Consider the following 24,133-nt stretch of genomic DNA (forward strand, 5'->3'; position numbering starts at 1 on the left):
AAAGCGCCAGCCCCTCGGCCATTTCGATCCCTCCTGCAAAAGTGGTGGATCGTTTACTTTTGCGTCGGGCCCTCCAATGTTTCTCGGGGCTGAACGGGCACTTTAGCGCTTTTGTTCTAGAATACACATTTTTGTCACTTATTTGTTTTATTTACTATTAATAACTACTGTTTCCATAGCTTGTCATATGCTTTTTTTGGTAAAATGACGATGGACTGTATGTGAAGGAGAGGAAAAAGTTGAAACTGAAAAAGTGGTTGAGTGTATTAACTGCGGTTGTGCTGCTTTCGACGACTTTTGCATTTGGAAGTATCGCAAATGCCGAAAACAAAGCAAGTACAATAGCAGATGAAAGTATATACGATTTATTAGTAGACCGTTTCTTTAATGGTACAGGTAAAAATGATGATGAACAAGTAAATACAAAAGACCCAGAGATGTTTGCAGGTGGGGATTTTGATGGACTTGTTAAAAAAGTAGATTATATTGCCGATATGGGCTATACAATATTATCAATTGGTTCAGTATTCGAGACAAAAAAATATGATGGCTCGATGGTGACGAGTTATTCAGCGTTAGAATCACATTTCGGTACAGAAGAAGAATTTCAAAATATGCTACATACATATCAAAATCAAGATATTAAAATAATGGTCGATTTCCCGCTTTCAAATGTAAGCCCGAATCATGAATGGGCTTCAGAAGCTGGGTTTGTAACAAGTGCGAATGACGGTAAAATTCAATGGGATTTAACGAATACAGCAGTACAAGACAAGTTAATAGAAAGCGCGTCCCAATTCGTATCAAAGTTTGGTATTAATGGTGTGCGCTTAACGAATATTGAGTCGGCGGATACGGCATTTTTAAATCGTATGATTGATACGTTAAAGGCTGGTAATAGCAATGTTTATGTCATCACAAATAGTGAAAGTGATGCGAACTTTGATGCAAAGTTTTATGAGGATACAGCGAACCTATTTACGAATGCTTTTAAAAATGTTGATTTAGACACTGGCGTATTGGAAACACATATCAATGAAGCTACTTCTGGTACACCTGTTCTATCAATGACAGATACAATTTGGTCGGATCGTTTTACATTGTCTTCAACAGAAGAGGAGATGTATCAACCAACTCGAAGTAAAATGTCGATTGCGAGCACATTATTATTACCAGGTGTTCCAGTTGTTACATACGGTTCTGAAATTGCGATGAATGGTACAGCTGGTGCAGAAGCACATCAATACTACAATTTTAAAACTGACTCAGAATTAGTCGATTACATTGGGAATTTACAGACTTTACTGAATGATTCAGATACATTACGTTCAGGGGAATTTAAATGGATTGAAAATGATAATGGCTTTATGGCATTTGAGCGTAAATCTGATAAAGAAGATTGGATTGTAGTCATTAATAATAGTAGTAAGACAAAGCGCGTTAATCTTCCTGTCGCTGAAATTGGGGAAGGAAAAGAAATTCGCGGAATGTTCGATAGTGAAATAATTCGTGCCAATAAAGATGGTAACTATACAATCATTTTAGATCGTGAAATGGTTGAGGTTTATCAAATAATCGATGCACGCGGAATTAATATGTCGTACATTATTGCACTTGGTTTAGTAGTCGTTATTTATACAACTTTCATGATCGTAGTGATGAAGCGCGGGAAAAAACGTCGAACAGAGCAAGTGAATAACGGATAAAAAAAGGGAGCTGCCAAAATTAACTGGCTGCTCCTTTTAAGCGTTAAAGCTTTAAACGTTCTAGTAGAAATTTCGCGATACCGTCCTCATTATTGGATAATGTAATTTCATTAGCAATGTTTTTCAGCTCAGAAATACCGTTATTCATTGCTACACCAACACCTGCATATTCGATCATCTCTAAATCATTGTCCTCATCGCCAAATGCGATAATGCGATCGCGGGGAATCCCCATTTCTTTCGCGATATGGTCAATCCCCACAGCTTTGCTTAAGCCTTTTCGTACGATTTCGATAATTGGGAATGGTGCGCCCCAACGACGATGCTCGATTAATTCAGCATGGACATCATGTAAGTGTTTGCGAATAATCGGGGTATTCGCATCGTCGGCATGGACTAATAAACTCGTAGGATTTTGTAATAATGTTTGTGTTAAATTACCAAGTAAAATGTTTGGGCTACCCATATGGAACATTTCTAACATGCCATCATCTTCGCGGTGAATGTACACGTCGTCCATCACTTCTGCAATTAAATTTTCGTACTCGTATTTGTGTATCGACTCTACAACATCATGAACTACATGCAAGTCGACTGTAGTATGAATGGTTTTCCACATTGGATTTTTGGGATGGTGGATTAATGCACCGTTAAAGTTTACGATTGGTGTTGTTAAAACGAGTTCATTATAGTAAAGCTGGCTTGCGCGGTATGGACGTCCTGTTGCGATCATTACTTGGTGACCAGCTTGTTTTGCTTTTAAGAGTGTATCTTTTGTTAAGGCGGAAATGACTTTTTCGTCAGTTAAAAGTGTGCCATCTAAGTCCAAAACGATTAGGTGTTCTTTCATAAAGGTAAATCCTCCTTTTGCGTGGGTTAATTGTAACGATAAAATTAGTGTTCGTCAAAGTTTTGAAACAGAGGTAAAGTTTTGATAAAGTAAGTAATGAGGTGAAAGTGATGATCGTAAAACGTGAGCTTTGGAGCGATATTCCGTTATTACATGTATATAATGAAGAAATGAATGAACAATCGCCCGTTGTAATTTTTTTACATGGGTTTTTAAGTGCGAAAGAGCATAATCTGCATTATGCCTATCAGCTTGTGCAGCAAGGAATTCGTGTAATTTTACCAGATGCCTATTTACATGGTGAGCGTTCGGAAACATCGTCAGAAGTAATGATGAATGCGCATTTTTGGAAGATTGTTTTAACATCTGTGAAAGAAGTACATACTATTTATGAGCAATTAAAGGCAAAAAATTATGTAACGAATGGTAAAATCGGCATAGCAGGGACTTCAATGGGAGGTATTGTGACGTCGGGTTGCTTAGCTGTATATCCTTGGGTTCAAACGGCGGGTATTTGTATGGGAACAACAAGCTTTACAAATTTGGCACTGCATCAAGTAGAAGACATGAAGCAGCGTGAAATCGATTTCCCGATGTCAGAACAAGAACAGTCAGACTTATTGACACTACTAAGTCAATTTAATCTGGAAGACCATGTAGCAATGTGGAGTGGGAAACCAATTATTTTCTGGCATGGCATGCGCGATACGGTAGTACCTTATCAAATGAGCCGTGATTTTTATGATGGGCTAACAGATAAGCTACTGAAATCTATCACTTATTTATCAGAAGAGAAGGCTGGTCATGCAGTTTCACGAGATGGTGTATTACAAGTGACGCAATTTATTGCACAACGTTTGGCATAAATCGTAAGTTCTGATAAGATTAACGTTAACACCATTTCGAAAGGGGAAATACAAAATGGCGATTGATCAAGATATGAAAGACAGCATGTTAGGTGCATTAGAAAATGTAATTGACCCTGAGTTAGGTATTGATATCGTAAACTTAGGTTTAGTATATGATGTTGATTTAACGGACGAAGGTTTAGCAATCGTTACAATGACTCTTACGTCAATGGGTTGCCCATTAGGTCCTGTTATTGTAGATCAAGTAAACACAGCGTTAAACGAGCTTCCTGAAGTAAAGGAAGTAAAAGTTGATATTGTATGGCAGCCAGCATGGTCAAAGGACAATATGTCGCGCTACGCAAAAATGGCATTAGGGATTCGCTAATGTACAAGACCCCGATTTTTTCTATTTTACTATAGAAGAAATCGGGGTCTTTTTTTAATCAATGCGACAAACGGCAAGCGGGCAGTTCTCACATTCAATTTCGCGTTTTAAAAACGATAAATTATGAATTGTGATGTAACCTTTTTCGGTGGATAGCACATGCTGTTTACGTAATTCACTAAACATGCGATTTATCATTTCGCGGCTTGTCGCACATAAATTGGCGATTTCGGTATTTGTTAAAGCGAGTCGGATTGTCACTTCATTAGGCGATTGAAACTCACCATACGTATTCGCTAGACGTATGAGTGTAGAATAAAGCGCCCCTTTTTTGCCATGAAGCACTAAATCACGTAAACGACTTTGATCTTTTATATGCTCAATTTGAAGCCATTTTAAATAGTCGGTCATTATAGTAGGTTCATGATGTAAATAGTTTTCAAATAAGTCACGTGAAATAGCATAAAGTTCGGTATTCATGATGGCCTTAGCTGTTGTTGTATGAAAGGTGCTACAACAAAAAACCGTCGTTTCGCCAATTAAATTATGCTCCCCACAAATACGAATGGCTAATTCTTTCCCGCTTTCAGTTTCTTTGCTAATTTGTACAGTCCCTTTTTTTATAAGATAAAGTTGATCTGCTAGGCTTCCTTCTTGAAAAATATGCATGCCCTTTTCTACTTTTAATAATATGCCTTTAGTTTGAAAGAAAGTAGTGATTGTAATGGGCAAAATAATTGCCGTTTCGATTGTACTCACACCTTTCGGGAAATTACAGTTTACAAATAATACCTAATTTATCGTAACACATAAAACGAAAAATGTTGTTGAACATTGAGTGTATTTTATTGAACTTTGACTAACTTTGACCTATACTTAAATTAGTCAATAAAGGTCAAATTATTAAAGGGGTGCAGTTTATGCAATTTAATCAAACACAAGATAATCGTCCGCCATTAGAACAATTTGGGCGCAATTTAATTGAACAAGTTAAAAACGGCAAAATGGATCCAGTTATTGGCCGTGATGAAGAAATTCGTAATGTAATTCGTATTTTATCGCGTAAAACGAAAAATAATCCGGTATTAATTGGGGAGCCTGGTGTTGGTAAAACAGCAATCGTTGAAGGATTAGCACAGCGTATAGTGCGTCGCGATGTTCCGGAAGGATTAAAAGATGCAGAACTCTATGAGTTAGATATGAGTGCGTTAATTGCAGGAGCTTCATACCGAGGGCAATTTGAGGAACGTTTAAAAGCGGTGTTAAAGCAAGTAAAGGAATCAGAAGGACGCATTATTTTATTCATCGATGAAATTCATACAATTGTTGGTGCGGGAAAAACAGATGGTGCAATGGATGCTGGGAATATGCTGAAGCCAATGCTTGCGCGTGGGGAGCTGCACTGTATCGGCGCAACAACACTAGATGAGTACCGTATGTATATTGAAAAGGACCCTGCGTTAGAGCGTCGTTTCCAACAAGTATTAGTGCGTGAACCATCTATTGAAGATACGGTGTCAATTTTACGTGGAATTAAGGATCGCTTTGAAGAGCATCACCGCGGTGTTCGTATTCACGATCGTGCCATTATTGCAGCGGCACAATTGGCAGACCGTTATATTACGGACCGTTTCTTACCAGACAAAGCCATTGATTTAGTCGATGAAGCATGTGCAATGATTCGTATTGAGATTGATTCCATGCCACAGGAGCTAGACCAATCAATGCGTCGTTTAACGCAATTAAAAATTGAACAGCAAGCGCTGAAAAAAGAAAAGGACGACGCAAGTAAAAAACGTCTAGAAGTTTTATCAAGTGAAATTGGTCAACTTGAAGCAACGATGAAAGCAATGAAAGAGCAATGGGAGCTAGAGAAAAACGGCTTACAAATGGTGCGTGATAAAAAAGATGAGTTGAAAAAATTTGAAGCCGAGCGCGATGACCTCTATCTTTCTGGCAGTAACTTTGCACGTGCTTCTGAGCTGCAATATAGTGAAATTCCAAAACTTGAACAAGAAGTTGCACAGCTTGAGGCGCAGTTAAAAGAAACTGAAGATAATCGTATGCTACGAGAAGAAGTAACAGAAGAGGAAATTGCAAAAATTATTTCGCGTTGGACAGGCATTCCGGTTACGAAATTAGTGGAAGGGGAGCGCGAAAAATTATTGCGCTTAAAAGACACATTGCATGAACGTGTAGTAGGCCAAGAGACGGCAGTAACGTATGTGACAGAAGCGGTGTGGCGCGCACGTTCAGGTATTAAAGATCCGAACAAACCGATTGGTAGCTTCTTATTCTTAGGACCAACTGGTGTTGGTAAAACAGAATTAGCAAAAGCATTAGCCGAGCAGCTATTTGATTCTGAGGAGCATTTCATTCGTATTGATATGAGTGAATACATGGAAAAACATTCCGTATCTCGCTTAGTCGGTGCGCCTCCAGGATATATCGGTTATGAAGAGGGCGGGCAGTTAACTGAGGCCGTACGTCGTAATCCGTATTCAGTTGTGCTTTTAGACGAAATCGAAAAAGCGCACCCAGATGTAGCGAATATTTTACTGCAAGTGTTAGATGATGGACGCATTACCGATAGCCAAGGGCGTATGGTGAATTTCACGAATACGGTAATTATTTTAACGTCTAATATTGGTTCTCAATATTTATTAGAGCAAACCGAACAATCAGAAGAGCTTGTGCAAATCGCGTTACGTCAGCACTTCAAGCCAGAGTTACTAAACCGTATGGACGATATAATTATGTTCCATGCGTTATCAAATGAACACTTCCACGCAATTGCTTGGAAATATGTCCACCAATTACAAGCGCGTGTGGCTGAGCAAGAAATTACTTTAAAAGTAGAGGATGTGGTAGTCGACTGGATTGTCAAACACGGTATTGACCCACAATTCGGTGCACGCCCATTAAAACGCTTTGTGCAGCGCCATTTAGAAACGGTAGTTGCACGTGAATTGTTGAAGGGCGATGTTGTCGTGGGTGGTACGTTAGAACTTGCGTTAGAGAACGATTCGTTAGTAATTCGAAAAGGGTAGAGTAGTGTAGTTTTAAGTGGGCATTGCAGCAAATTCTATTTAGTTGAAAGTATATATGCAAAATTTTATGCGATTTTAGAGAAGGTTTTATGGTATAAGAAGTGGCATTAGTCATTAGTATCAGGGCACTTTAAATGAAATGTATAAAATGCTATAAATGAATAAGAAAATGTAAAAGCCATTAAATGCTGAAAAATCAATGTTTAATGGCTTTTGTTTTGCATACTCTATAAAACCTTATTGAACTAAAGCACCCCGTTTGTTTATTAAAAAAAGCTACCAAAAAGGCAGCTCTTTGTAATTTTTGAATTTTTAATTGAAATCTTTTTTGTATAGTCTGAAAGCACTTATTGCACCTACAAGGAATACAATCGCTTGGAATAATAATAAGAACTGGCGGAAATGTTGGATATCATTGTCAACTAATGAAATAAACACACCCGTCATTATCAATTGGGTAGAAAACATACTAGAAATGATTTTTAAATATATAGCATTTGTTCTTTCGTCTGGTTTACCAAACTTCTTGCCCACAAAAAATAGAACCAGCAAAGAACCAATATAAATAAATGTCATAATTCCTACAAAAATATTAAAATTTACTACGCTTTCAAGCATCCATCTGTCTAATACATCAATCATTGTTATCTCCCTCTCCTACATATGAAAATATTTCATTAATATCTACTTCAAAAAAATTGGCAATTCTATAGGCTAACACTAAAGATGGTGAGTAATTATTCTTTTCCATAACAAAAATAGTTTGTTTGGAGACCCCAACTGCATCTGCCAGATCCTTTTGAGACATCCGCTTTAACACTCTAAACTCATATACCTTGTTTACGATTGAATCACCAAAGCTCTCTTTCACAAGACCGCCTCCCTATATTTAACATAATAAAACATAAATAGAAAAAAGTAAAGTTTAATTATATTTTATATAAAAAAATTTTTATAAAGTTATAATTTGTATTTATAATTTATAACTAACACTTACTTTCTTATCAAAAAAGAGCCCCCATTCAATTGTATGGGGGCTCTAAAGTTATAGTATTTCGTGAATTTGAGTGTTGTTGAATATATTTTTTAGCGGACCATAGTATTATTTGAATCATAGTGTATGTTCGACTTAATTTTGCTCAACTCTTTATCAATTTTGGAAATTAACATATGTAACTCTTCATTTTCTGAAACGGTAAAGGTTTCTCCTCTTTGTTTGCTTAAAATCACAGTTTGATTAATCAGCCTCAAACAAGATTTAATCAATGCCAAATCAATATTTATTGCTTCTTTACTTGTGTCTATTCCCTCCATTTATACCACTCCCTTACACTAATTATATATCGGTGATATTTAATTTACTACCAAATAAAGGGATATATTAACTGGATGAAAAAACATACTAGCATTAGCCTACAATGAGCCCTATTAGAATAGGTAATTAATAAAGTTCTTCTATTGAGTTATTCTTTACTTATTATTGTTAACCCGAAAAATTTAACCGTGTCTCAAACATACATATATAATATTCGAAATAAAAAAATGATTTAATGCCTTCATTTATAAACTTATATCACAATGATACACAGTCAAAAACCCTATTAAAACTAACAAGGGGCTGCCCAGTAATGTTTACTGGACAGCCCCTTATTACAATTAGTGGTGTTCTGCTTCTGCGTCTGGAGTAGATTCGTTTGGAATTACTGCAGCGATAATAAATACTAATACACTGAATACTAAAGAAATAATAACGCCATTCATAAAGTTAAAATCTACGTTTAATACTGAGCTTACTACGTAGTTTAACATTGAAATTAATAAGAATGACCAAAAGAATGTAACGATATATTGCATTAAATTCACCTCATTGAACTTATTTAAAACGTTTTTATGAAATTACATCTTCAATATCATACCATAAGCCAATATAAAAATAAAAGAGGGAATACAACATTTAAAGAAGTTGTCAAAATATATTACACTACGGTTATAATACAAGAAATATCGTTGAAAGTTTAGTACTAATGACTTTGCAAAAGGCAGAATTAAAAAGCAATTTCGTGGTCATATAACATTTTCTGCTACACCATAAAAAAATCAACAGTTGAGTTTCTGTTTATTATCATCTATAATTAGCACCAACTACTAATAATTAGTGATGATAAACAAGGGATTTTTTACAAAGGGGGCGTTTGAATGAACGCAGGATTTATTGGGATTAGTAAATATATTCCATCAAAAAGTATGAGTAATGCAGATTTAGAAAAAATATTAGATACATCAGATGAATGGATTCGTACCCGTACAGGTATTGAAAATCGATTTATCGCGGAGACTGAAGAAACATCAGATATGGCAGTTAAAGCTGCAGAAAAAGCGCTTGAAAATGCAAATATACAGGCAGACCAAATTGGTATGATCATTGTGGCGACAGTTACACAAGATCAAAATTTTCCAAGCGTAGCGTGCCAAGTTCAAGAGCGTTTAGGAATTTCGGGTTGCGCGGCCTTAGATATTTCAGCAGCGTGTTCGGGCTTTATTTATGCGACGACGATTGCCAAACAATTTATCGAGAGCAATAGCTATGATTATGTATTAGTAGTAGGTGTTGAAAAATTATCGAAAGTTGTTGACTGGGATGATCGAAATACTGCGGTATTGTTCGGGGATGGTGCAAGTGCGGCGGTTATTGGTAAAGTTTCAGAAGGACGCGGTATTTTAGCATTTGAACTTGGTGCAGATGGAACAGGTGGTAAACACTTGTTATTAAATCAAGAATCACGTATCAACATGAATGGTCGTGAAGTGTTTAAATTTGCTGTACGTCAAATGGGCGAATCTGCAATTAGTGTACTTGAAAAAGCAGGTTTATCGAAGGATGATGTCGATTATTTAGTGCCACATCAAGCGAATATTCGCATTATGGAGTCTGCACGTGAACGTCTTGGCTTACCAGAAGAAAAAATGTCGAAAACGATTCATAAGTACGGAAATACCTCAGCGGCATCAATTGGAATTTCAATCGTCGATGATTTAGAAGAAGGCAAGATTAAAGACGATGATCTAGTTGTATTAGTTGGCTTTGGTGGCGGGCTCACTTGGGGCGCGATTGCACTAAGATGGGGCAAATAAATTCAATTTAAACAAGAGAGAAGGGTGTCATACAATGGAAAAACGTAGAGTAGTTGTAACTGGAATTGGGGCAGTAACACCTGTTGGAAACAGCGCTGAAGCATCTTGGGAAAATGTCATAGCAGGAAAATCAGGAATTGGTCCAATGACACGTGTTGATACAAGTAAGTTTACAGTATCCGTAGCAGCAGAAGTAAAGGACTTTAATATAGAAGATTATATTGAGAAAAAAGAAGCACGCAAAATGGATCGCTTTACGCATTATGCGCTTGCTGCATCAATGATGGCTACAAAGGATGCAAACTTAACAATTACAGAAGAAATGGCGCCGCGTGTTGGCGTTTGGATTGGCTCGGGTATTGGCGGAATGGAGACGCATGAACAGCAATTTTTAACATTCCAAGAGCGTGGGGTACGTCGTGTGAGCCCATTCTTTGTACCGATGATGATTCCTGATATGGCTTCGGGTCAAGTGTCGATTTATTTAGGCGCAAAAGGAGTTAACTCTTGCTCGGTAACGGCTTGTGCTTCGGGGACGAACTCAATTGGTGATGCATTTAAGGTTATTGAGCGCGGCGATGCAGATGTGATGATTACAGGTGGTGCAGAGGCGCCGATTGTTACAATGGCTGTTGCAGGATTTAGCGCTAATACAGCGTTATCATTAAACCCAGATGTAAACAGTGCTTCTCGTCCATTTGATAAAAATCGTGATGGCTTTGTTATTGGTGAAGGCGCAGGGATTTTGATTTTAGAGGAATACGAACATGCGATACAGCGCGGTGCAAAAATTTACGCAGAAATCGTTGGTTATGGGGCAACGGCTGATGCGCACCATATTACAGCACCTGCTCCAAATGGTGAAGGGGCTGCACGTGCGATGCAGATGGCGTTAAATGATGCAAATGTAGCACCAGAACAAGTAGGCTACATCAATGCACATGGCACAAGTACACCATACAATGATTTATTCGAAACTCAAGCTGTCAAAACAGTATTTGGTGACCATGCTTACAAATTAGCGATGAGCTCAACGAAAAGTATGACAGGACATTTATTAGGTGCAGCGGGTGGAATTGAAGCAATCTTTTCAGCGCTTGCATTAAAAGAAGGTATTTTACCACCTACAATGAACTTAGTAGAGCCTGATCCGGATTGTGATTTAGACTATGTACCAAATGTAGCGCGTAAAGCGGATATTGAATATGCGCTTAGTAATTCACTTGGTTTTGGTGGTCACAACGCATGTTTATTATTTAAAAAATATAGCGAATAAAAATGGAGCTGACCAAAAAGTGTTTACTATTTGGTCAGTTTTTTCTTATGTATTAATTATCCGCATAAAGTAGTGCTTTTGCGGTAGTCAGAATAAGAAAAGTGGTCACATTGTGTGACAACGTATTAATAGCCAGTGTTTTACTGGATGTACAAAGGGGGTGTCCTGACATGAATTTCAGGACACCCCCTTTCATATTGTGTACAAAGGATGGTGCGTTGACTCGATTTGTACTTTTTTTAGTCTGTTACGGCTTATGTGTAATGTCGCTAAGCAATATCATTTTGTATCTCAATTATCGTACGCTCGGTTATTCTTGGCATGCGGTACTATCATACATTGTCAACGGAGTAGAGCTATATTTAGCACTCGCTGCACTCATTGGCATGTTTAGCGTCGTTTACGTCCAAGGCCCATCGCGTTCTCCATTTTCTTAAGCGTTTTAGAAGCGATGGCATTTGCTTTCACTGCTCCTTCGTCTAATATGTCGTCTAATTCTGGAGAGTCGATTAAAGCGTAGTAGCGCTCTTGAATTGGTGTTAAATGCTCGATAACAGCTTGAGCGACACCTGCTTTGAAATCGCCATAGCCCTTGCCAACATATTTCTTTTCAAGATCCGCAATCGATACACCTGATAATGCCGATTCAATTATTAATAGGTTAGATACACCTGGCTTGTTTTCAACGTCATATTTTACAATGCCCTCAGAATCGGTTACTGCTGATTTAATTTTCTTTTCAATTTCTTTTGTTGTATCTAATAAACGGATAGTTGCTTTTGTGTTTGGATCTGATTTTGACATTTTTTTCGTTGGCTCTTGTAATGATTTAATACGAGCGCCTTCTTTTGGTAATTGAATGTCTGGAACCGTTAAAATGTCATTAAAACGCTTGTTAAAACGCTCTGCCAAGTCACGTGTTAATTCGATATGTTGCTTTTGGTCTTCACCTACAGGCACAATGTCAGTATTGTATAAAAGAATGTCAGCTGCCATAAGTGGAGGGTATGTTAATAAAGCGGCTAAAACGGTTTCTTTACCATTTGATTTGTCTTTAAATTGCGTCATACGCTCTAATTCACCAATTGTCGCAACACATTGTAATAACCACCCTGCCTGTGCATGTGCTGGTACTTCTGATTGGATGAATAATGTTGATTTATTCGGGTCAATGCCACATGCAATGTACATAGCTGCTAATGAACGAATGCTTTTTCGTAGTTCTAAACGATCTTGTGGCACGGTAATCGCGTGTTGGTCCACGATGCAGTAAATTGCATCGCCCTGTTCTTGTAGTTCTGGGAATTGTTTAATCGCGCCGATATAGTTCCCTAACGTAATCGTACCTGTTGGCTGTACGCCTGAAAAAATGGTTGTCATTGGTAAGTCCCTCCGCTAAATGAGATATAATTCAATTTCGCCTTGGCGTAGTTATGTTCAGATTTTTTCGGGAGTGCTCGAAATGTCCTTTGAAAATCTGTAACAACTGCCAGAGGCTTTTTTATTTAGCTTAGCTAAATAAAAATAAAAATAAAAAACATCATGCGTCCTCTATTAAAAAATAGAAGGGACGAATGATGTTTAAATCCGCGGTACCACCCAGCTTGCCAATATTGGCCACTCTTCTTCGTAACGTGAAGGCAACGAGCAAAACTACTGGAACCACATATTAGTGTCCGTTCGTAAAGCTAACTCAGAAGTCCATTCCATTTAACGAATGGTCTGTTCTCACCAACCACAGACTCTCTAAACATTCGATTTAAATGTACTACTCTTCGTCAACGTTTTTTTATAATCTTGAAAGTGATTATAACGCACCGCGCGAAAAAAAGGCAATCATTTCACATAAAAATTTTTGTATAAGAAGCTAGGGAATTGGAAATAGTAGGATTACGTATAGAAATCACAAGGAAAAGGCTTGAATTGTCAAACTATTTTCTCAATTAATGCATATAAATGAGAAATTTTATCCGCTTGACTGACGTTTGATACTCACTATTTTTGGGTATAAAATCATTGTTCCTAAAAATGATGAAATATATGATCTTTAGAGAGAAAATCGTCATAAAAATTTACGTTAAGCCTCACTTTTTTGTTGACAAGGTGTATTCAAACATGCGTATTTCATGTATAATAAGAACGTAATTTTAAATTAAATTAATTCTAAACTAAGTATTTTTCTACAATTTGCTTCTTTTGAAAGAAGACACTTATAGCAATTGAATTGAATCAATTAGAGAGGAAGTGAGACAATGTTAGTAACATTATTTACTTCACCAAGTTGTACTTCATGTCGCAAAGCGAAAGCATGGTTAGAGGAACACGACATTCCATATACTGAGCGAAATATCTTCTCAGAGCCTTTAACAATTAGCGAAATTAAAGAAATTTTACGAATGACAGAAGATGGCACCGATGAAATCATCTCAACACGTTCGAAAATTTTCCAAAAATTAAACGTTGATGTTGAAACATTACCATTACAACGTTTATACGAGTTAATTCAAGAATATCCAGGACTTTTACGTCGTCCGATCATTTTAGATGAAAAACGACTACAAGTTGGTTATAACGAAGATGAAATTCGTCGATTCTTACCTCGAAAAGTAAGAGCTTATCAATTACAAGAAGCACAACGTATGGTTAACTAAATAAACGCAATACACGATGTTACGGTTGCAAATTAGCGATTGTAACATCTTTTTTTGTCCGAAAAAGTCCAAAAGCTTTGCTAACAATTGCGTATAATAATGTAAGGTAAGTTGTCACTTGCTTTACAACGGTAAGTGCAATACAATTGCAAGTATTCAAATTATTTAGTGAGGGTAATGTTTTTCCTTTTCATTTTAAGGCAATCCATCATACAATAGATTTATAGATACTTTAGTGTATGAAAAGTATCGAAGTTCTGATGCAATAGATAGCCATGTTGTATAATATTGTAAGAAAGCATGACGTTCTATACAATGACTGTGAAGGGAGTTGAGGTCTAATGGACATCGAACGCATTAATGAAAATACGCTAAAATTATTTATTACGTATAGTGATATTGAGGACCGCGGATATACGCGCGAAGAAATTTGGTACAATCGCGCAAAAGGGGAAGAGTTATTCTGGGATGTCATTGGCGAAGTGAACACCGAAGATTACTTCGATTTAGATGGACCAATTTGGATCCATATAAATGCATCAGAAAGTGGTTTGGAAGTTGTAGTAACACGTGCAGCATTGAACAATGATTCTGAGACTTCATCGATGGTTGGTTCGTTTGAAGACGACCTTCATATAGCAGATCAGTTAAATGAGATGGAAGACTCGATTTTCAATTCAATTGGTGGCAAAGGGAATAGGGAAGTAGAGTCACTTGAAAACGCACGCTTCCGTTTTAAAGATATTGATGAATTAGTTCCACTTGCCGAACGCGCAGTGCAACTTGGCGTTCCATCGGCATTGTACAAATGGGAAAGTTATTACTATTTATTTGTTGATTTACAACATTTAGAGCAGGCAGATGCACGAAATGTTATCGCATTATGCAGCGAATATTTATCAGTTTCTAAAATGACAATTCACCGTTTAGAAGAATATGCGGAGAAAATCATTCCAGAAGACTGTTTTGAAACGATTATTAGTTACTTTTAATATACAGGGCCACCTACGATTTATGTAGGTGGTCTTTTTGATATCTAAGGTATAGCGCCAAGGCTTCTCATCATTAGCTCCCTCCTTCGAAAATGGTGAACGTTTCCTTTGAAGGAGATTTTTCCAATATGTGTCGGGATTGGTCGAGCATATTAACACGTTTCTGACTATACATGAAATCGACAGTTTTCCATTAGTTACTTGTTGTAAGTTGAAACTGCGGTCAATACTCGTTACGATTGGGAAAAGGGGTGATTCTATGCTAGTTGCGCACAATGAAAATAAGCAGCTATTTGTTTTACATCGACAATTTTCAAGAGATGAATTGCAGTTGCTGAAGAAGCAACAACAATTTTTTTGCCCACAATGTAACGAGCCACTGCAATTAAAAATTGGCCAAATTCGAATTCCACACTTTGCCCATTTTCATAATAGTGAATGTGACAATTTGTTTTCCGAACGTGAATCAGAGGCTCATTTACTTGGTAAGCAACATCTATATGAACTATTTGAAAAACTTCAGCTATCCCCAATTTTAGAGCCATTTCTTCCACAAATACAGCAAAGGCCTGACATTTTAATCGAACATCATAACCGCTTGTTTGCGATTGAATTTCAATGCAGCCAACTAGCACTGGGGCTATTTACATCGCGAACGAAAGGCTATCTGGAAGTAAATGTTACGCCTATTTGGATTGTCCATACACCTTTTGAAAAGTTAAAGGGGCTTGGTATTCAAAAAATCAAAATTAATCAAACGATGAGCCAATATCTTTTACAAAACAACGGGCAGCGTTATTTAATGACCTATGATGTGAAACAGGAATTGTTTTACTATATAAGTAACATAACGCATTTAAAAAAGACGCAATATATAGGGCAAGTTCACCGTATACCACTCAAGCAACAGCAGTTTCCATTTCTGATTCCATCTAAAATTTCCCTAGAAAAATTTGACCAATTATTTTCGCTAATACTAAATTTTCGAGATGACTATATGCTCTCAAGACTTTTGTTGAGTAAGCGAGGTGTGAACGACCAATTTTTACGTGCGATATATGAGCTACGTTTAACGGGAAATCGTTTACCGATTTTTATTGGAATTCCTGTCCGAAATACGAATGCCTTCGAAGAATTTTACGTAGAATGGCAAGTACAGTTATTTTATTTTTTGAAATGTCATGAACTTACGCCACAAACGATGAACGCAAATGCGGTTCCTTATTTTTTTGAGTGGGCAAGTTTTGCTATGACAATAGAGCGAAAGATAGAAGTGACGTACTATTTAAGTTTGTTAAAACGATTAAATGTCCAATCTGCTGATGATCATTTGGAAAAAAGAAACTTAATTGAAGTACTTTACGACGAATTGGTTGCAATTGGATAGCGAAATTGTTTAAATAGACTTATAATTTCGAATTTCGTAATAGTGGGAGGTAATTATTAATGGCAAAACAAATTTTAACTCGTTCAGAAGTACCGGAGCAATTAACGTGGGACTTAACATCAATTTTTGAATCAGATGCAGCCTGGGAAGCAGAACTAAAAGAGGTAGAAAAGCTATCTGTACAAGCAACAAACTATAAAGGGAAAGTTGCTGATAGCGCGGAAAGCTTATACAATACATTACAATTTAGCGACGCATTATATGAGCGTTTGCAAAAGTTATATGTCTATTCTCATTTAAAGCATGACCAAGATACAACAAACGCAACGTATCAAGATTTAGATGGTCGCGTGCGTTCAGTATTTGCAAAAACAGGAGCAGCATGGTCATTCATTACACCAGAAATTTTAGCGTTAGATGAAGAAACGCTTAACAGCTATGTAGCAAGCTACGAGCCACTGGAGTTATACAAACAAAGCTTAAAGGAAATTAATCTAGGTCGTCCGCATGTACTATCAGCAGACAAAGAAGAACTATTAGCACAATTGTCTGAAGTGGCTTCTACAGCGAGCAAAACGTTCAGCGCACTAAACAATGCCGATTTAGAATTCCCAACAATTACTGGGGAAGACGGCGAAGAGGTGCAAATTACGCACGGTAACTACATTCTAATGCTTGAAAGCGATAACCGTAACGTACGTGAAGCAGCATTTAAAGCAGTTTATTCTACTTATGGCCAATTCAAAAACACATTTGCTGCAACAATTTCAGGTAATGTAAAAGCGCAAAATGCTAATGCAAAAATTCGCAATTACGAATCAGCTCGTCATGCGGCTCTAAGCAACAACTTTATTCCTGAAAAAGTATACGATCAATTAATTTCGACAATTCACGACTACTTACCAGCACTTCATCGTTACGTAGCGCTACGTAAACAAGTGTTAGGTGTTGACGAGCTACACATGTATGACCTATTCACACCACTTGTTAAAGAAGTGAAAATGGAAGTAACGTATGATGAAGCGAAGAAAACAATGGTAGAAAGCTTTGCACCACTTGGGCAAGAGTATCAAAATACCGTTCAGCAAGGTCTAGATAGCCGTTGGGTAGATGTGTTAGAAAACAAAGGAAAACGTAGCGGTGCTTACTCATCGGGTACATTTGGTACAAACCCATATGTATTAATGAACTGGCAAGATAATGTGAACAACTTATACACATTAGCACATGAATTTGGTCACTCAATGCATAGCTATTATTCACGTGCAAATCAGCCTTACCAATATGCGGATTACTCTATATTCGTTGCAGAAGTGGCTTCAACATGTAACGAGGAATTATTATTTGATCACTTAATGAATACATTAGATGATGAAAAGCAAAAAATCTATTTATTAAATCAATGGTTAGATGGCTTCCGTGGTACAGTATTCCGTCAAACAATGTTTGCTGAATTTGAGCATATGATTCACGAAATCGATGCAAAAGGCGAAGCGATTACAGCAGATAAATTAACGGCAATGTACTACGATTTAAATAAAAAATACTTTGGTGATGCCATGACAGTAGACGAGGAAATTGGCCTTGAATGGGCACGTATCCCACACTTCTATTACAACTATTACGTATATCAATATGCGACTGGTCAATCTGCTGCAACGGCATTATCAAAACAAATTTTAGAAGAGGGCCAACCAGCTGTAGAACGTTATATTAACAACTTCTTAAAAGCAGGCTGCTCGAATTTCCCAATCGAAGTATTAAAAGCGGCGGGTGTTGATATGGAATCTCCAGAGCCAATCGCACTAGCTTGCCAAGTATTCGAAGAAAAATTAACTGAGCTTGAAAAGTTATTATTAAATAATTAATTGTTTGTGAAAACGCATCTGTTTTAGGTGCGTTTTTTATTTTTTAAATTCAAGTTTTGCAAGTTTTAATACTGTTTATTTGATATAGACACGATAGAGAAGAAAATGGGCTACTTTAAGAAACGTTTTATATCAAGAGTTTTAAGAGTTTTCGAAGTTTTGAATGTTTAATACCTTAATAAAACGCTTATATTTTGATGGAAACGCTTTCTATTTGACGAATTTGTGAAATAAAGCTTGTTTCGTTGCAACAATAATTATTCCATGATAGAGTAATAGACGTGAAATAAATCACATAACAAACATACACCCCTTTGTTTGAACGTGAACATTTCTCCCATCCCCTTTGTGAAAAAGAGGCGTCCTATCTGTCGAGGATAGGGGCGCCTCTTTTGTTTTTTTACGAGAAAAGCATAAGTTTTTATGTGAGCAAGAGAGTTTCCTCCAAACATGCTTAAACGTAAAAGCGTTTTTCATTAAAATACCTCATAAACTACAATTCAATATAAAAAAACCAACCTACAAAAACAGGTTGGTAAGAAATATGATGTTATAAGTGCTAGATTATTTTGCGCGCCATAACGTGATATCGTCGGTCATTAGGCGCTCGACTTTTTGCTGTAGCATACGTTTTTTTAGTTCGCGTTCTGCTGCTTGCTCATTAATAGAATAAATTTCAGCTACTTCAGCAGTTGTTAATGTTGTAAAGCGAGTGAATAATTCATCTAATGCGGGTGCTTGTTGGCGAATTAACTCCTCACCAAGTAGTTCAGCTAAAATGTGTTCGTATACCTCGTAGTTATAAGAACCACAAACTTTTAAACCTTCATCCTCGATGCATTCGTTGAAAAAGACAATGCTTGGGATTTCTTCTACTTCCATTTCGCGTGTTAAGTATAAGTCACATTGGAAGGCACGCGCTGCTTCTTTTGAGCCGAAATCCGCCATAAACTCATTCATGTCTAAATCGACGTGCTGTGCAATTTCGATTAACGTTGCATGTGAATTAATATTGCGTGTTTTTAGCGCTGTCACTTCTTGTACTTTATTCAAATAGCGGAACCCGGCACGTTTCCCTTGGAGCTCAGCAGCTTTAATTGCAATGGAAGGAAGTGCTGGATGGGTAATATCCAGTTCTGCTCCGGTAACACAGCCTTTCATACGGTTTGTCATAGAGTTCAGTGATGATAGCTCCGTACTAAGGACGTAACGACATGTAAAGTAGTGACCATATTCGACTTGTAGCTTGCGCAGTGTTAACTGCATCGCAAGAGAACGGTCATCTAATGGGTCAATGAAAATGTAAAGTTCAATTGGCTTATTACATGTAGAAGGTGTTATTGGTTGCTGTAAAACTTGGACATTATTCACTCAAATCCCTCCTCATCATTCGGGGCATTTACCATATGGTGAGCAGTCATAACAAGGCGTTTAAAATATACTTCGCGGAATTTTCCGTCTAAACCAACCTCGTCCATTGCCTCTGCCATACACTCTAGCCAGGCTTGCGCACGATCAGGTGTTATTTTAAAATGCATATGTCGCGCACGCATCATTGGGTGTCCATGTTCTTCTGTGTAGAGGTCAGGACCGCCAAGATACTGCGTTTGGAATTGAATTTGTTTACGAATCGTTTCTGTTAAATCTTCAGGGAAAATAGGAATTAGTAAAGGGTGCTTCGCCACTCGAGAGTAGAACGCATTCATTAATTCAGAAAGCTTATCAGCGCCAATATCCTCATAAGGAACCGTATATTTTCGATTCATTTGTTGTACTCCTTTGTGTCTTACTTCGTCCCTATTGTAAATGGTACCCCCATTTTTGTAATGAAATTTCATTAGGGCGATACAATTATTCTAGCAACGTAAACCGTTTTTAACAAATAAAGTGCCCTGAAAAATATTATGAAGGGCATTTTGATTACGTGTTATAGTAGTTCAAAACTTTCTTTACGTAGTTTTGTGTCTCGTTAAATGGTGGGATTCCATCGTATTTTTTCACGTTTCCAGGGCCAGCATTATAAGCGGCTAATGCTGTTTCAATATTGTTGTCAAATTGGTCTAACATTTGGCGTAAATATTTTGCGCCACCCATAATATTTTGTTCTGGGTCGGAACTATTTGTTACCCCTAAATAACGAGCTGTTGAAGGCATTAACTGCATTAAACCAGATGCTCCAGCTGAGCTAACTGCCGAGGCATTGAAGTTAGATTCTTGTTTCATGACAGCGGCAATTAACTTTTCGGGTAAATTATAAGTTTCCGAAGCTTTTGCAATTTCTGAGCTATATTTTTCTGCCCCAGCAAGTAGGTTTTCGAATGATGATTTGCCCGTATAGTCTTTGACATAATGTTCAATCGAAGTGCCTGTTGTTTGTTCATTTGCCTGATTGATTAGGTTTTGCAATGAACTCCCGCCTGCACCGTTATTTAATAAAAACGAAGAAATGTAATTATTTGCACTAGCCGATGTTGTTGAATCGCCTTGTAAAGAATTTAATACTTGCTGCAATGAACTTACATCACCAAGCTCATCTAATGAACTTGATGTGCCAAGTCCTTGGCCATTTAATAAATCACTCAGTAATTCAGAGAATAATGTAGTGTTTGATGATGACAAAGTGCTTGAATTTGAACTATCTGTTGTGTTTAAATTTTGCAACGCCTGTAACTCTAATAATGTTTTCATTGATGAAATATCCATGAAGGCACCTAGCTTTTCTGATTATTTAATGCCGTCATAAAGCGCACGATTTTTTTCGGTGCGGTTTGCGGCTCGATATTGTATTGTTGTAAAAATTGAAGAAACACAGTTTTTCCATAAGTTTCATCATTTGTTTCATATTCTACCTCATAATCATCACAGTGCAAATAAAAAGAATGGTCAAAAACGAGTAAACCTCCTTCGTATGGAAGCTCTACACGGTCTGTTGTCAAAGTTCCGTAGTGTTGTAAGTCGTTCAATGGAATGTCAAAAAGTACAAGTCTGCCCATTACATCTGGTGCTTCGATGCCGTTACCTGCAAGCATTCGATCGGCTTGTTCACGTGTAAGCATATCGGTCGTTTCTAAATGCTGATGCTCGGAAGCTTTTTCTTTTAATGTGCATTCGATGTGTTTGCCAAACTCACGAATACGTAACGCACTTTTAATTTTTTTTAAATGCTGCGTTGGTGTATCGATATAATGGTTTACCTGACGAATAATTTGCTCTGGTAGTACGTTAAAATCTGCAAGCATTTTCTCGTACTGCGCCTTTGTTAACATGTTTTTAAATTCAATTTCGATATGTTGAGACATAAGTTGACTCCTTTAGTTTCATATTTTGATACGGTTCATATACTATTCGTAAAATTTTACTTGCAATGAGTAATTTTTTATACAATATTTCGAATAAAGTGCATGCAAATAATATATTTCGTTCTGCTACGCTACGGGGCATGCTTTCCTGGGGGCGTGGCTACAACTAACTATATGCTTGCCACTACGGCGGCAAGCATATAGTGGATTTTCCGCGCACGCTTAATCCCCAAGGAGTCCGCCCCTTCACTTCGCGTCACTCTACTATAAAACTAAGTTAGTTTTTATTACAAAGCTTTTAAATGGAGTGTAAGAATGGAACATTGTAATTGAAAATAAAGTCTACTTTTGCCTAAAGATGATTTTATTTTTGAGACACTTCAAATAGCTAATTTTTCTTTACAGAGCTAAACTTTAATCAAAGATATAATATTGTAAACAGCGACATATTTTATTCATCCCTGCCGCCTCGCGAATGTGCAAGCGGCAGCATTGGACTCTTTTAACTAAATTAAGACGCAACATTTTAGTTTGGCGGGCCTTGCATGCGGCATTAAAGACAGTAGTATGGACACGTACCACGTGGCCATAATGCTGTCATGCCGGAGCCCGCAAAAATAAGTAACACTGAATTCGTTAGATTTTAATCAAAGATACATAACACCTTTTACTCAAAACCACTCTGCACCAATTGATTGTCATATGATAAAATAGAAAGTAACAGTTTTTCATAAAGGAGTTCTAATCACTTGCGAAATGTATATTTAATTAATCAATTTGACGTAGTACATAATGAAATCTATTTTATTTTAAATGAAAAAAAACAACTTAGCCAATTTCAGCCAACCGGGCAAGTATTGGCAGATTCAGATAATGGGGCATTTCTTTATTTAATCGACGAAAATGATTCATATAGTTATTTGCGCTTTGATCAATCAATTTGGCCGCAATTAGTGCATATGATTTTATCGGAACAAAAAGCTTTTTTAACAGTAGATGACGGTGCATTTGAGTTAAATGACTTTTCAAATGAACTAAAATCACTGCTTTATAATATTGAGGGCAATGGCAATTACGGAGAAACATTTGTACAAGCAGTTGAAGAGGCTTTTGCTGATTTTTTTGCGCAAAATTAAGTATAATGAATGCAGTGTTGTGTTGTGAAATAGTAGGGAACGAGAGCTACTATTTTCAGTTGGGAGGTTTTGTAAATGGGGCAATGGGAAATATTTTTAAGTCCATATAAACAAGCGGTGGACGAGTTGAAAATTAAGTTAAAAGGGATGCGTTCACAATTTGGCATAATGAGTGCAAACTCGCCAATCGAATTCGTGACAGGTCGTGTGAAGCCACTTGCTAGTATTTATGATAAATCGCTTGCGAAAGGCATCCCATTTGAACCCACTGCGAATTTAGGTAATGAACTACAAGACATCGCGGGCTTACGCATTATGTGTCAATTTGTTGATGATATTGCAACCGTGTCCGAGCTTATTCGCCAACGTAACGATATGAAAATAATTGAGGAAAAAGATTATATCACTCATAGTAAACCGAGTGGATATCGCTCACACCATATGATTGTTGAATATCCAGTTGAAACGATTCAAGGGTGCATTTTAGTAGTTGCTGAAATTCAAATTCGCACATTATCAATGAATTTCTGGGCATCGATTGAACATTCGTTGAACTATAAATATAAGGGTGTTTTCCCAGAAGAAATTAAAAACCGCTTGCAAAGTGCAGCAGAGGCAGCGTTCCGTTTAGATGAGGAAATGTCATCCATTCGCAGTGAGATTCAAGAGGCACAGGCATACTTTAGCGAAATAAAAGAAGCAACGAATCCAGCTATCCATAAGTCAAACGACAAAGAGGAGCGTGAAAGTTCATGAAATTTGCTATTCAATCACGCAGAGACAGCCAATCAAACGAATTGATGGAGCTCGCAAAAGCATATTTAATCGATTTTGGTTTGCAACTAAATGAGGAAGAGCCGGAAATTGTTTTATCTATAGGCGGCGATGGAACGCTTTTACATGCGTTTCACCGTTATGCCAATCGACTCGATAAGACGGCATTTGTTGGTATTCATACAGGGCATTTAGGATTTTATGCCGATTGGAAGCCATCCGAACTTGAAAAGCTTGTATTATCGATTGCAAAAAAAGAATTTAATGTGGTAGAGTACCCGCTATTAGAGGTACAAGTACATCGACATCAATCAGAGTCGAGCACATTTTTAGCACTAAACGAGGCGACGATTAAATCACCAGATGTTACGCTTGTAATGGATGTTGAACTAAACGGCGAGCATTTTGAACGTTTCCGAGGTGACGGATTATGCGTCTCAACGCCATCAGGAAGTACCGCCTATAACAAAGCATTAGGCGGGGCGATTATTCATCCGACATTACAAGCATTTCAAATTACTGAAATGGCCTCAATCAACAATCGTGTTTTCCGTACAGTAGGTGCGTCACTTGTATTACCTGCACATCACAACTGCGTATTAAAGCCAGTCAATGAACAGCAGTTTAATATGACGGTCGACCATGTTAGCATGACGGAAACAGATGTAAAGTCAATTACATTTAACGTTGCAAATGAAAAAGTACGTTTTGCACGCTTCCGACCATTCCCATTTTGGGAGCGTGTACATGATTCATTTATTTCAAATGAGTAGAAA

The 24,133-nt window shown here is 37.3% G+C and carries 25 protein-coding genes and 1 other annotated feature; of the genes, 14 read left to right on the plus strand and 11 right to left on the minus strand.

Going from position 1 to position 24,133, the window contains the following annotated elements; genetic code table 11:
• Window positions 1–239: 239 nt before the first annotated feature.
• Complete coding sequence (locus tag O7776_RS03360; protein WP_274309240.1) at window positions 240–1,706, plus strand: alpha-amylase family glycosyl hydrolase; 1,467 nt, start codon at window positions 240–242, stop codon at window positions 1,704–1,706.
• A 43-nt stretch (window positions 1,707–1,749) separates the two neighbouring features.
• Here the strand turns inward: O7776_RS03360 and O7776_RS03365 are convergent, their stop codons facing one another.
• Window positions 1,750–2,556 carry a Cof-type HAD-IIB family hydrolase gene (locus O7776_RS03365; protein WP_274309241.1) on the minus strand — a complete coding sequence of 269 codons (807 nt, stop codon included), beginning with the start codon at window positions 2,554–2,556 and terminating at the stop codon, window positions 1,750–1,752.
• A gap of 110 nt (window positions 2,557–2,666) precedes the next feature.
• Between O7776_RS03365 and O7776_RS03370 the strand changes: the two genes are divergently transcribed.
• Together O7776_RS03370 and O7776_RS03375 are read left to right on the plus strand one after the other, a co-directional pair.
• Window positions 2,667–3,422, plus strand: coding sequence for a serine aminopeptidase domain-containing protein (locus tag O7776_RS03370; protein WP_274309242.1), 756 nt, complete (start codon window positions 2,667–2,669; stop codon window positions 3,420–3,422).
• A gap of 55 nt (window positions 3,423–3,477) precedes the next feature.
• On the plus strand, window positions 3,478–3,792 hold the full coding sequence (locus O7776_RS03375; protein WP_274309243.1) for a metal-sulfur cluster assembly factor: 315 nt from the start codon (window positions 3,478–3,480) through the stop codon (window positions 3,790–3,792).
• A gap of 54 nt (window positions 3,793–3,846) precedes the next feature.
• On the opposite strand, the gene O7776_RS03380 is transcribed toward O7776_RS03375, so the two are convergent.
• Entirely contained in the window at window positions 3,847–4,551 is a 705-nt protein-coding gene (locus O7776_RS03380) for a Crp/Fnr family transcriptional regulator (protein ID WP_274309244.1), read from the minus strand.
• A 161-nt stretch (window positions 4,552–4,712) separates the two neighbouring features.
• On the opposite strand from O7776_RS03380, the gene O7776_RS03385 reads away from it, so the two are divergent.
• Complete coding sequence (locus tag O7776_RS03385) at window positions 4,713–6,842, plus strand: ATP-dependent Clp protease ATP-binding subunit (RefSeq protein WP_274309245.1); 2,130 nt, start codon at window positions 4,713–4,715, stop codon at window positions 6,840–6,842.
• Window positions 6,843–7,154: 312 nt separating this feature from the next.
• Here O7776_RS03385 and O7776_RS03390 read toward each other — a convergent pair whose 3' ends face one another.
• From O7776_RS03390 to O7776_RS03405, 4 genes are all read right to left on the minus strand, one after another.
• Window positions 7,155–7,484: a 6-aminohexanoate hydrolase gene (locus O7776_RS03390; protein WP_274309246.1), complete on the minus strand. Its 330-nt coding sequence runs from the start codon at window positions 7,482–7,484 to the stop codon at window positions 7,155–7,157.
• Complete coding sequence (locus tag O7776_RS03395; protein ID WP_274309247.1) at window positions 7,477–7,713, minus strand: helix-turn-helix transcriptional regulator; 237 nt, start codon at window positions 7,711–7,713, stop codon at window positions 7,477–7,479. Before O7776_RS03395 ends, O7776_RS03390 begins: the two co-directional genes overlap by 8 nt.
• Window positions 7,714–7,928: 215 nt before the next feature.
• Window positions 7,929–8,156 carry a phosphoglycerate mutase gene (locus tag O7776_RS03400; protein ID WP_274309248.1) on the minus strand — a complete coding sequence of 76 codons (228 nt, stop codon included), beginning with the start codon at window positions 8,154–8,156 and terminating at the stop codon, window positions 7,929–7,931.
• A 342-nt stretch (window positions 8,157–8,498) separates the two neighbouring features.
• Window positions 8,499–8,696 carry a YjzD family protein gene (locus O7776_RS03405; RefSeq protein ID WP_274309249.1) on the minus strand — a complete coding sequence of 66 codons (198 nt, stop codon included), beginning with the start codon at window positions 8,694–8,696 and terminating at the stop codon, window positions 8,499–8,501.
• 342 nt (window positions 8,697–9,038) lie between these two features.
• Here O7776_RS03405 and O7776_RS03410 point away from each other — a divergent pair, with 342 nt between their 5' ends.
• The 3 genes from O7776_RS03410 to O7776_RS20400 all read left to right on the plus strand — a co-directional run bounded on the left by O7776_RS03410 (window position 9,039) and on the right by O7776_RS20400 (window position 11,687).
• Window positions 9,039–9,974 carry a beta-ketoacyl-ACP synthase III gene (locus O7776_RS03410; protein WP_274309250.1) on the plus strand — a complete coding sequence of 312 codons (936 nt, stop codon included), beginning with the start codon at window positions 9,039–9,041 and terminating at the stop codon, window positions 9,972–9,974.
• Window positions 9,975–10,008: 34 nt separating this feature from the next.
• Window positions 10,009–11,250, plus strand: coding sequence for a beta-ketoacyl-ACP synthase II (gene fabF / locus O7776_RS03415; protein ID WP_274309251.1), 1,242 nt, complete (start codon window positions 10,009–10,011; stop codon window positions 11,248–11,250).
• Between the two features lie 170 nt (window positions 11,251–11,420).
• Complete coding sequence (locus O7776_RS20400) at window positions 11,421–11,687, plus strand: YuzI family membrane protein (protein WP_476661788.1); 267 nt, start codon at window positions 11,421–11,423, stop codon at window positions 11,685–11,687.
• Here the strand turns inward: O7776_RS20400 and trpS are convergent.
• A complete protein-coding gene (trpS, locus tag O7776_RS03420; RefSeq protein WP_274309252.1) occupies window positions 11,641–12,630 on the minus strand; it encodes a tryptophan--tRNA ligase in 990 nt (329 codons plus the stop codon). The genes O7776_RS20400 and trpS overlap by 47 nt on opposite strands.
• A 183-nt stretch (window positions 12,631–12,813) precedes the next feature.
• Window positions 12,814–13,041: a binding site (T-box leader), on the minus strand.
• Window positions 13,042–13,502: 461 nt separating this feature from the next.
• Here trpS and spxA point away from each other — a divergent pair.
• The 4 genes from spxA to pepF all read left to right on the plus strand — a co-directional run bounded on the left by spxA (window position 13,503) and on the right by pepF (window position 18,148).
• Entirely contained in the window at window positions 13,503–13,901 is a 399-nt protein-coding gene (gene spxA / locus O7776_RS03425; protein WP_008403575.1) for a transcriptional regulator SpxA, read from the plus strand.
• 341 nt (window positions 13,902–14,242) lie between these two features.
• Window positions 14,243–14,893: an adaptor protein MecA gene (gene mecA, locus O7776_RS03430; protein WP_274309253.1), complete on the plus strand. Its 651-nt coding sequence runs from the start codon at window positions 14,243–14,245 to the stop codon at window positions 14,891–14,893.
• 259 nt (window positions 14,894–15,152) lie between these two features.
• Window positions 15,153–16,280 (plus strand): competence protein CoiA, encoded by a 1,128-nt coding sequence (locus O7776_RS03435; protein ID WP_274309254.1) that lies wholly within the window; start codon window positions 15,153–15,155, stop codon window positions 16,278–16,280.
• Between the two features lie 59 nt (window positions 16,281–16,339).
• Window positions 16,340–18,148: an oligoendopeptidase F gene (gene pepF / locus O7776_RS03440; protein ID WP_274309255.1), complete on the plus strand. Its 1,809-nt coding sequence runs from the start codon at window positions 16,340–16,342 to the stop codon at window positions 18,146–18,148.
• A 564-nt stretch (window positions 18,149–18,712) separates the two neighbouring features.
• Here pepF and O7776_RS03445 read toward each other — a convergent pair.
• The 4 genes from O7776_RS03445 to O7776_RS03460 all read right to left on the minus strand — a co-directional run bounded on the left by O7776_RS03445 (window position 18,713) and on the right by O7776_RS03460 (window position 21,447).
• Window positions 18,713–19,519 carry a DsbA family protein gene (locus O7776_RS03445; protein ID WP_241367726.1) on the minus strand — a complete coding sequence of 269 codons (807 nt, stop codon included), beginning with the start codon at window positions 19,517–19,519 and terminating at the stop codon, window positions 18,713–18,715.
• Window positions 19,516–19,914, minus strand: coding sequence for a globin domain-containing protein (locus O7776_RS03450; protein ID WP_274309256.1), 399 nt, complete (start codon window positions 19,912–19,914; stop codon window positions 19,516–19,518). Before O7776_RS03450 ends, O7776_RS03445 begins: the two co-directional genes overlap by 4 nt.
• A 154-nt stretch (window positions 19,915–20,068) precedes the next feature.
• Window positions 20,069–20,836, minus strand: coding sequence for a lytic transglycosylase domain-containing protein (locus O7776_RS03455; protein WP_274309257.1), 768 nt, complete (start codon window positions 20,834–20,836; stop codon window positions 20,069–20,071).
• Between the two features lie 23 nt (window positions 20,837–20,859).
• Window positions 20,860–21,447, minus strand: coding sequence for a CYTH domain-containing protein (locus O7776_RS03460; RefSeq protein WP_274309258.1), 588 nt, complete (start codon window positions 21,445–21,447; stop codon window positions 20,860–20,862).
• A gap of 749 nt (window positions 21,448–22,196) precedes the next feature.
• Here O7776_RS03460 and O7776_RS03465 point away from each other — a divergent pair.
• From O7776_RS03465 to O7776_RS03475, 3 genes are all read left to right on the plus strand, one after another.
• Window positions 22,197–22,583, plus strand: a complete 387-nt coding sequence (locus tag O7776_RS03465) for a UPF0738 family protein (protein WP_274309259.1) — start codon at window positions 22,197–22,199, stop codon at window positions 22,581–22,583.
• Between the two features lie 75 nt (window positions 22,584–22,658).
• On the plus strand, window positions 22,659–23,339 hold the full coding sequence (locus O7776_RS03470; protein WP_274309260.1) for a GTP pyrophosphokinase: 681 nt from the start codon (window positions 22,659–22,661) through the stop codon (window positions 23,337–23,339).
• On the plus strand, window positions 23,336–24,130 hold the full coding sequence (locus O7776_RS03475; protein ID WP_274309261.1) for an NAD kinase: 795 nt from the start codon (window positions 23,336–23,338) through the stop codon (window positions 24,128–24,130). The genes O7776_RS03470 and O7776_RS03475 overlap by 4 nt, the downstream gene beginning before the upstream one ends.
• Window positions 24,131–24,133 lie beyond the last annotated feature (3 nt).

The sequence above is a fragment of the Solibacillus daqui genome (assembly GCF_028747805.1).
GTDB classification, from domain to species: domain Bacteria; phylum Bacillota; class Bacilli; order Bacillales_A; family Planococcaceae; genus Solibacillus; species Solibacillus daqui.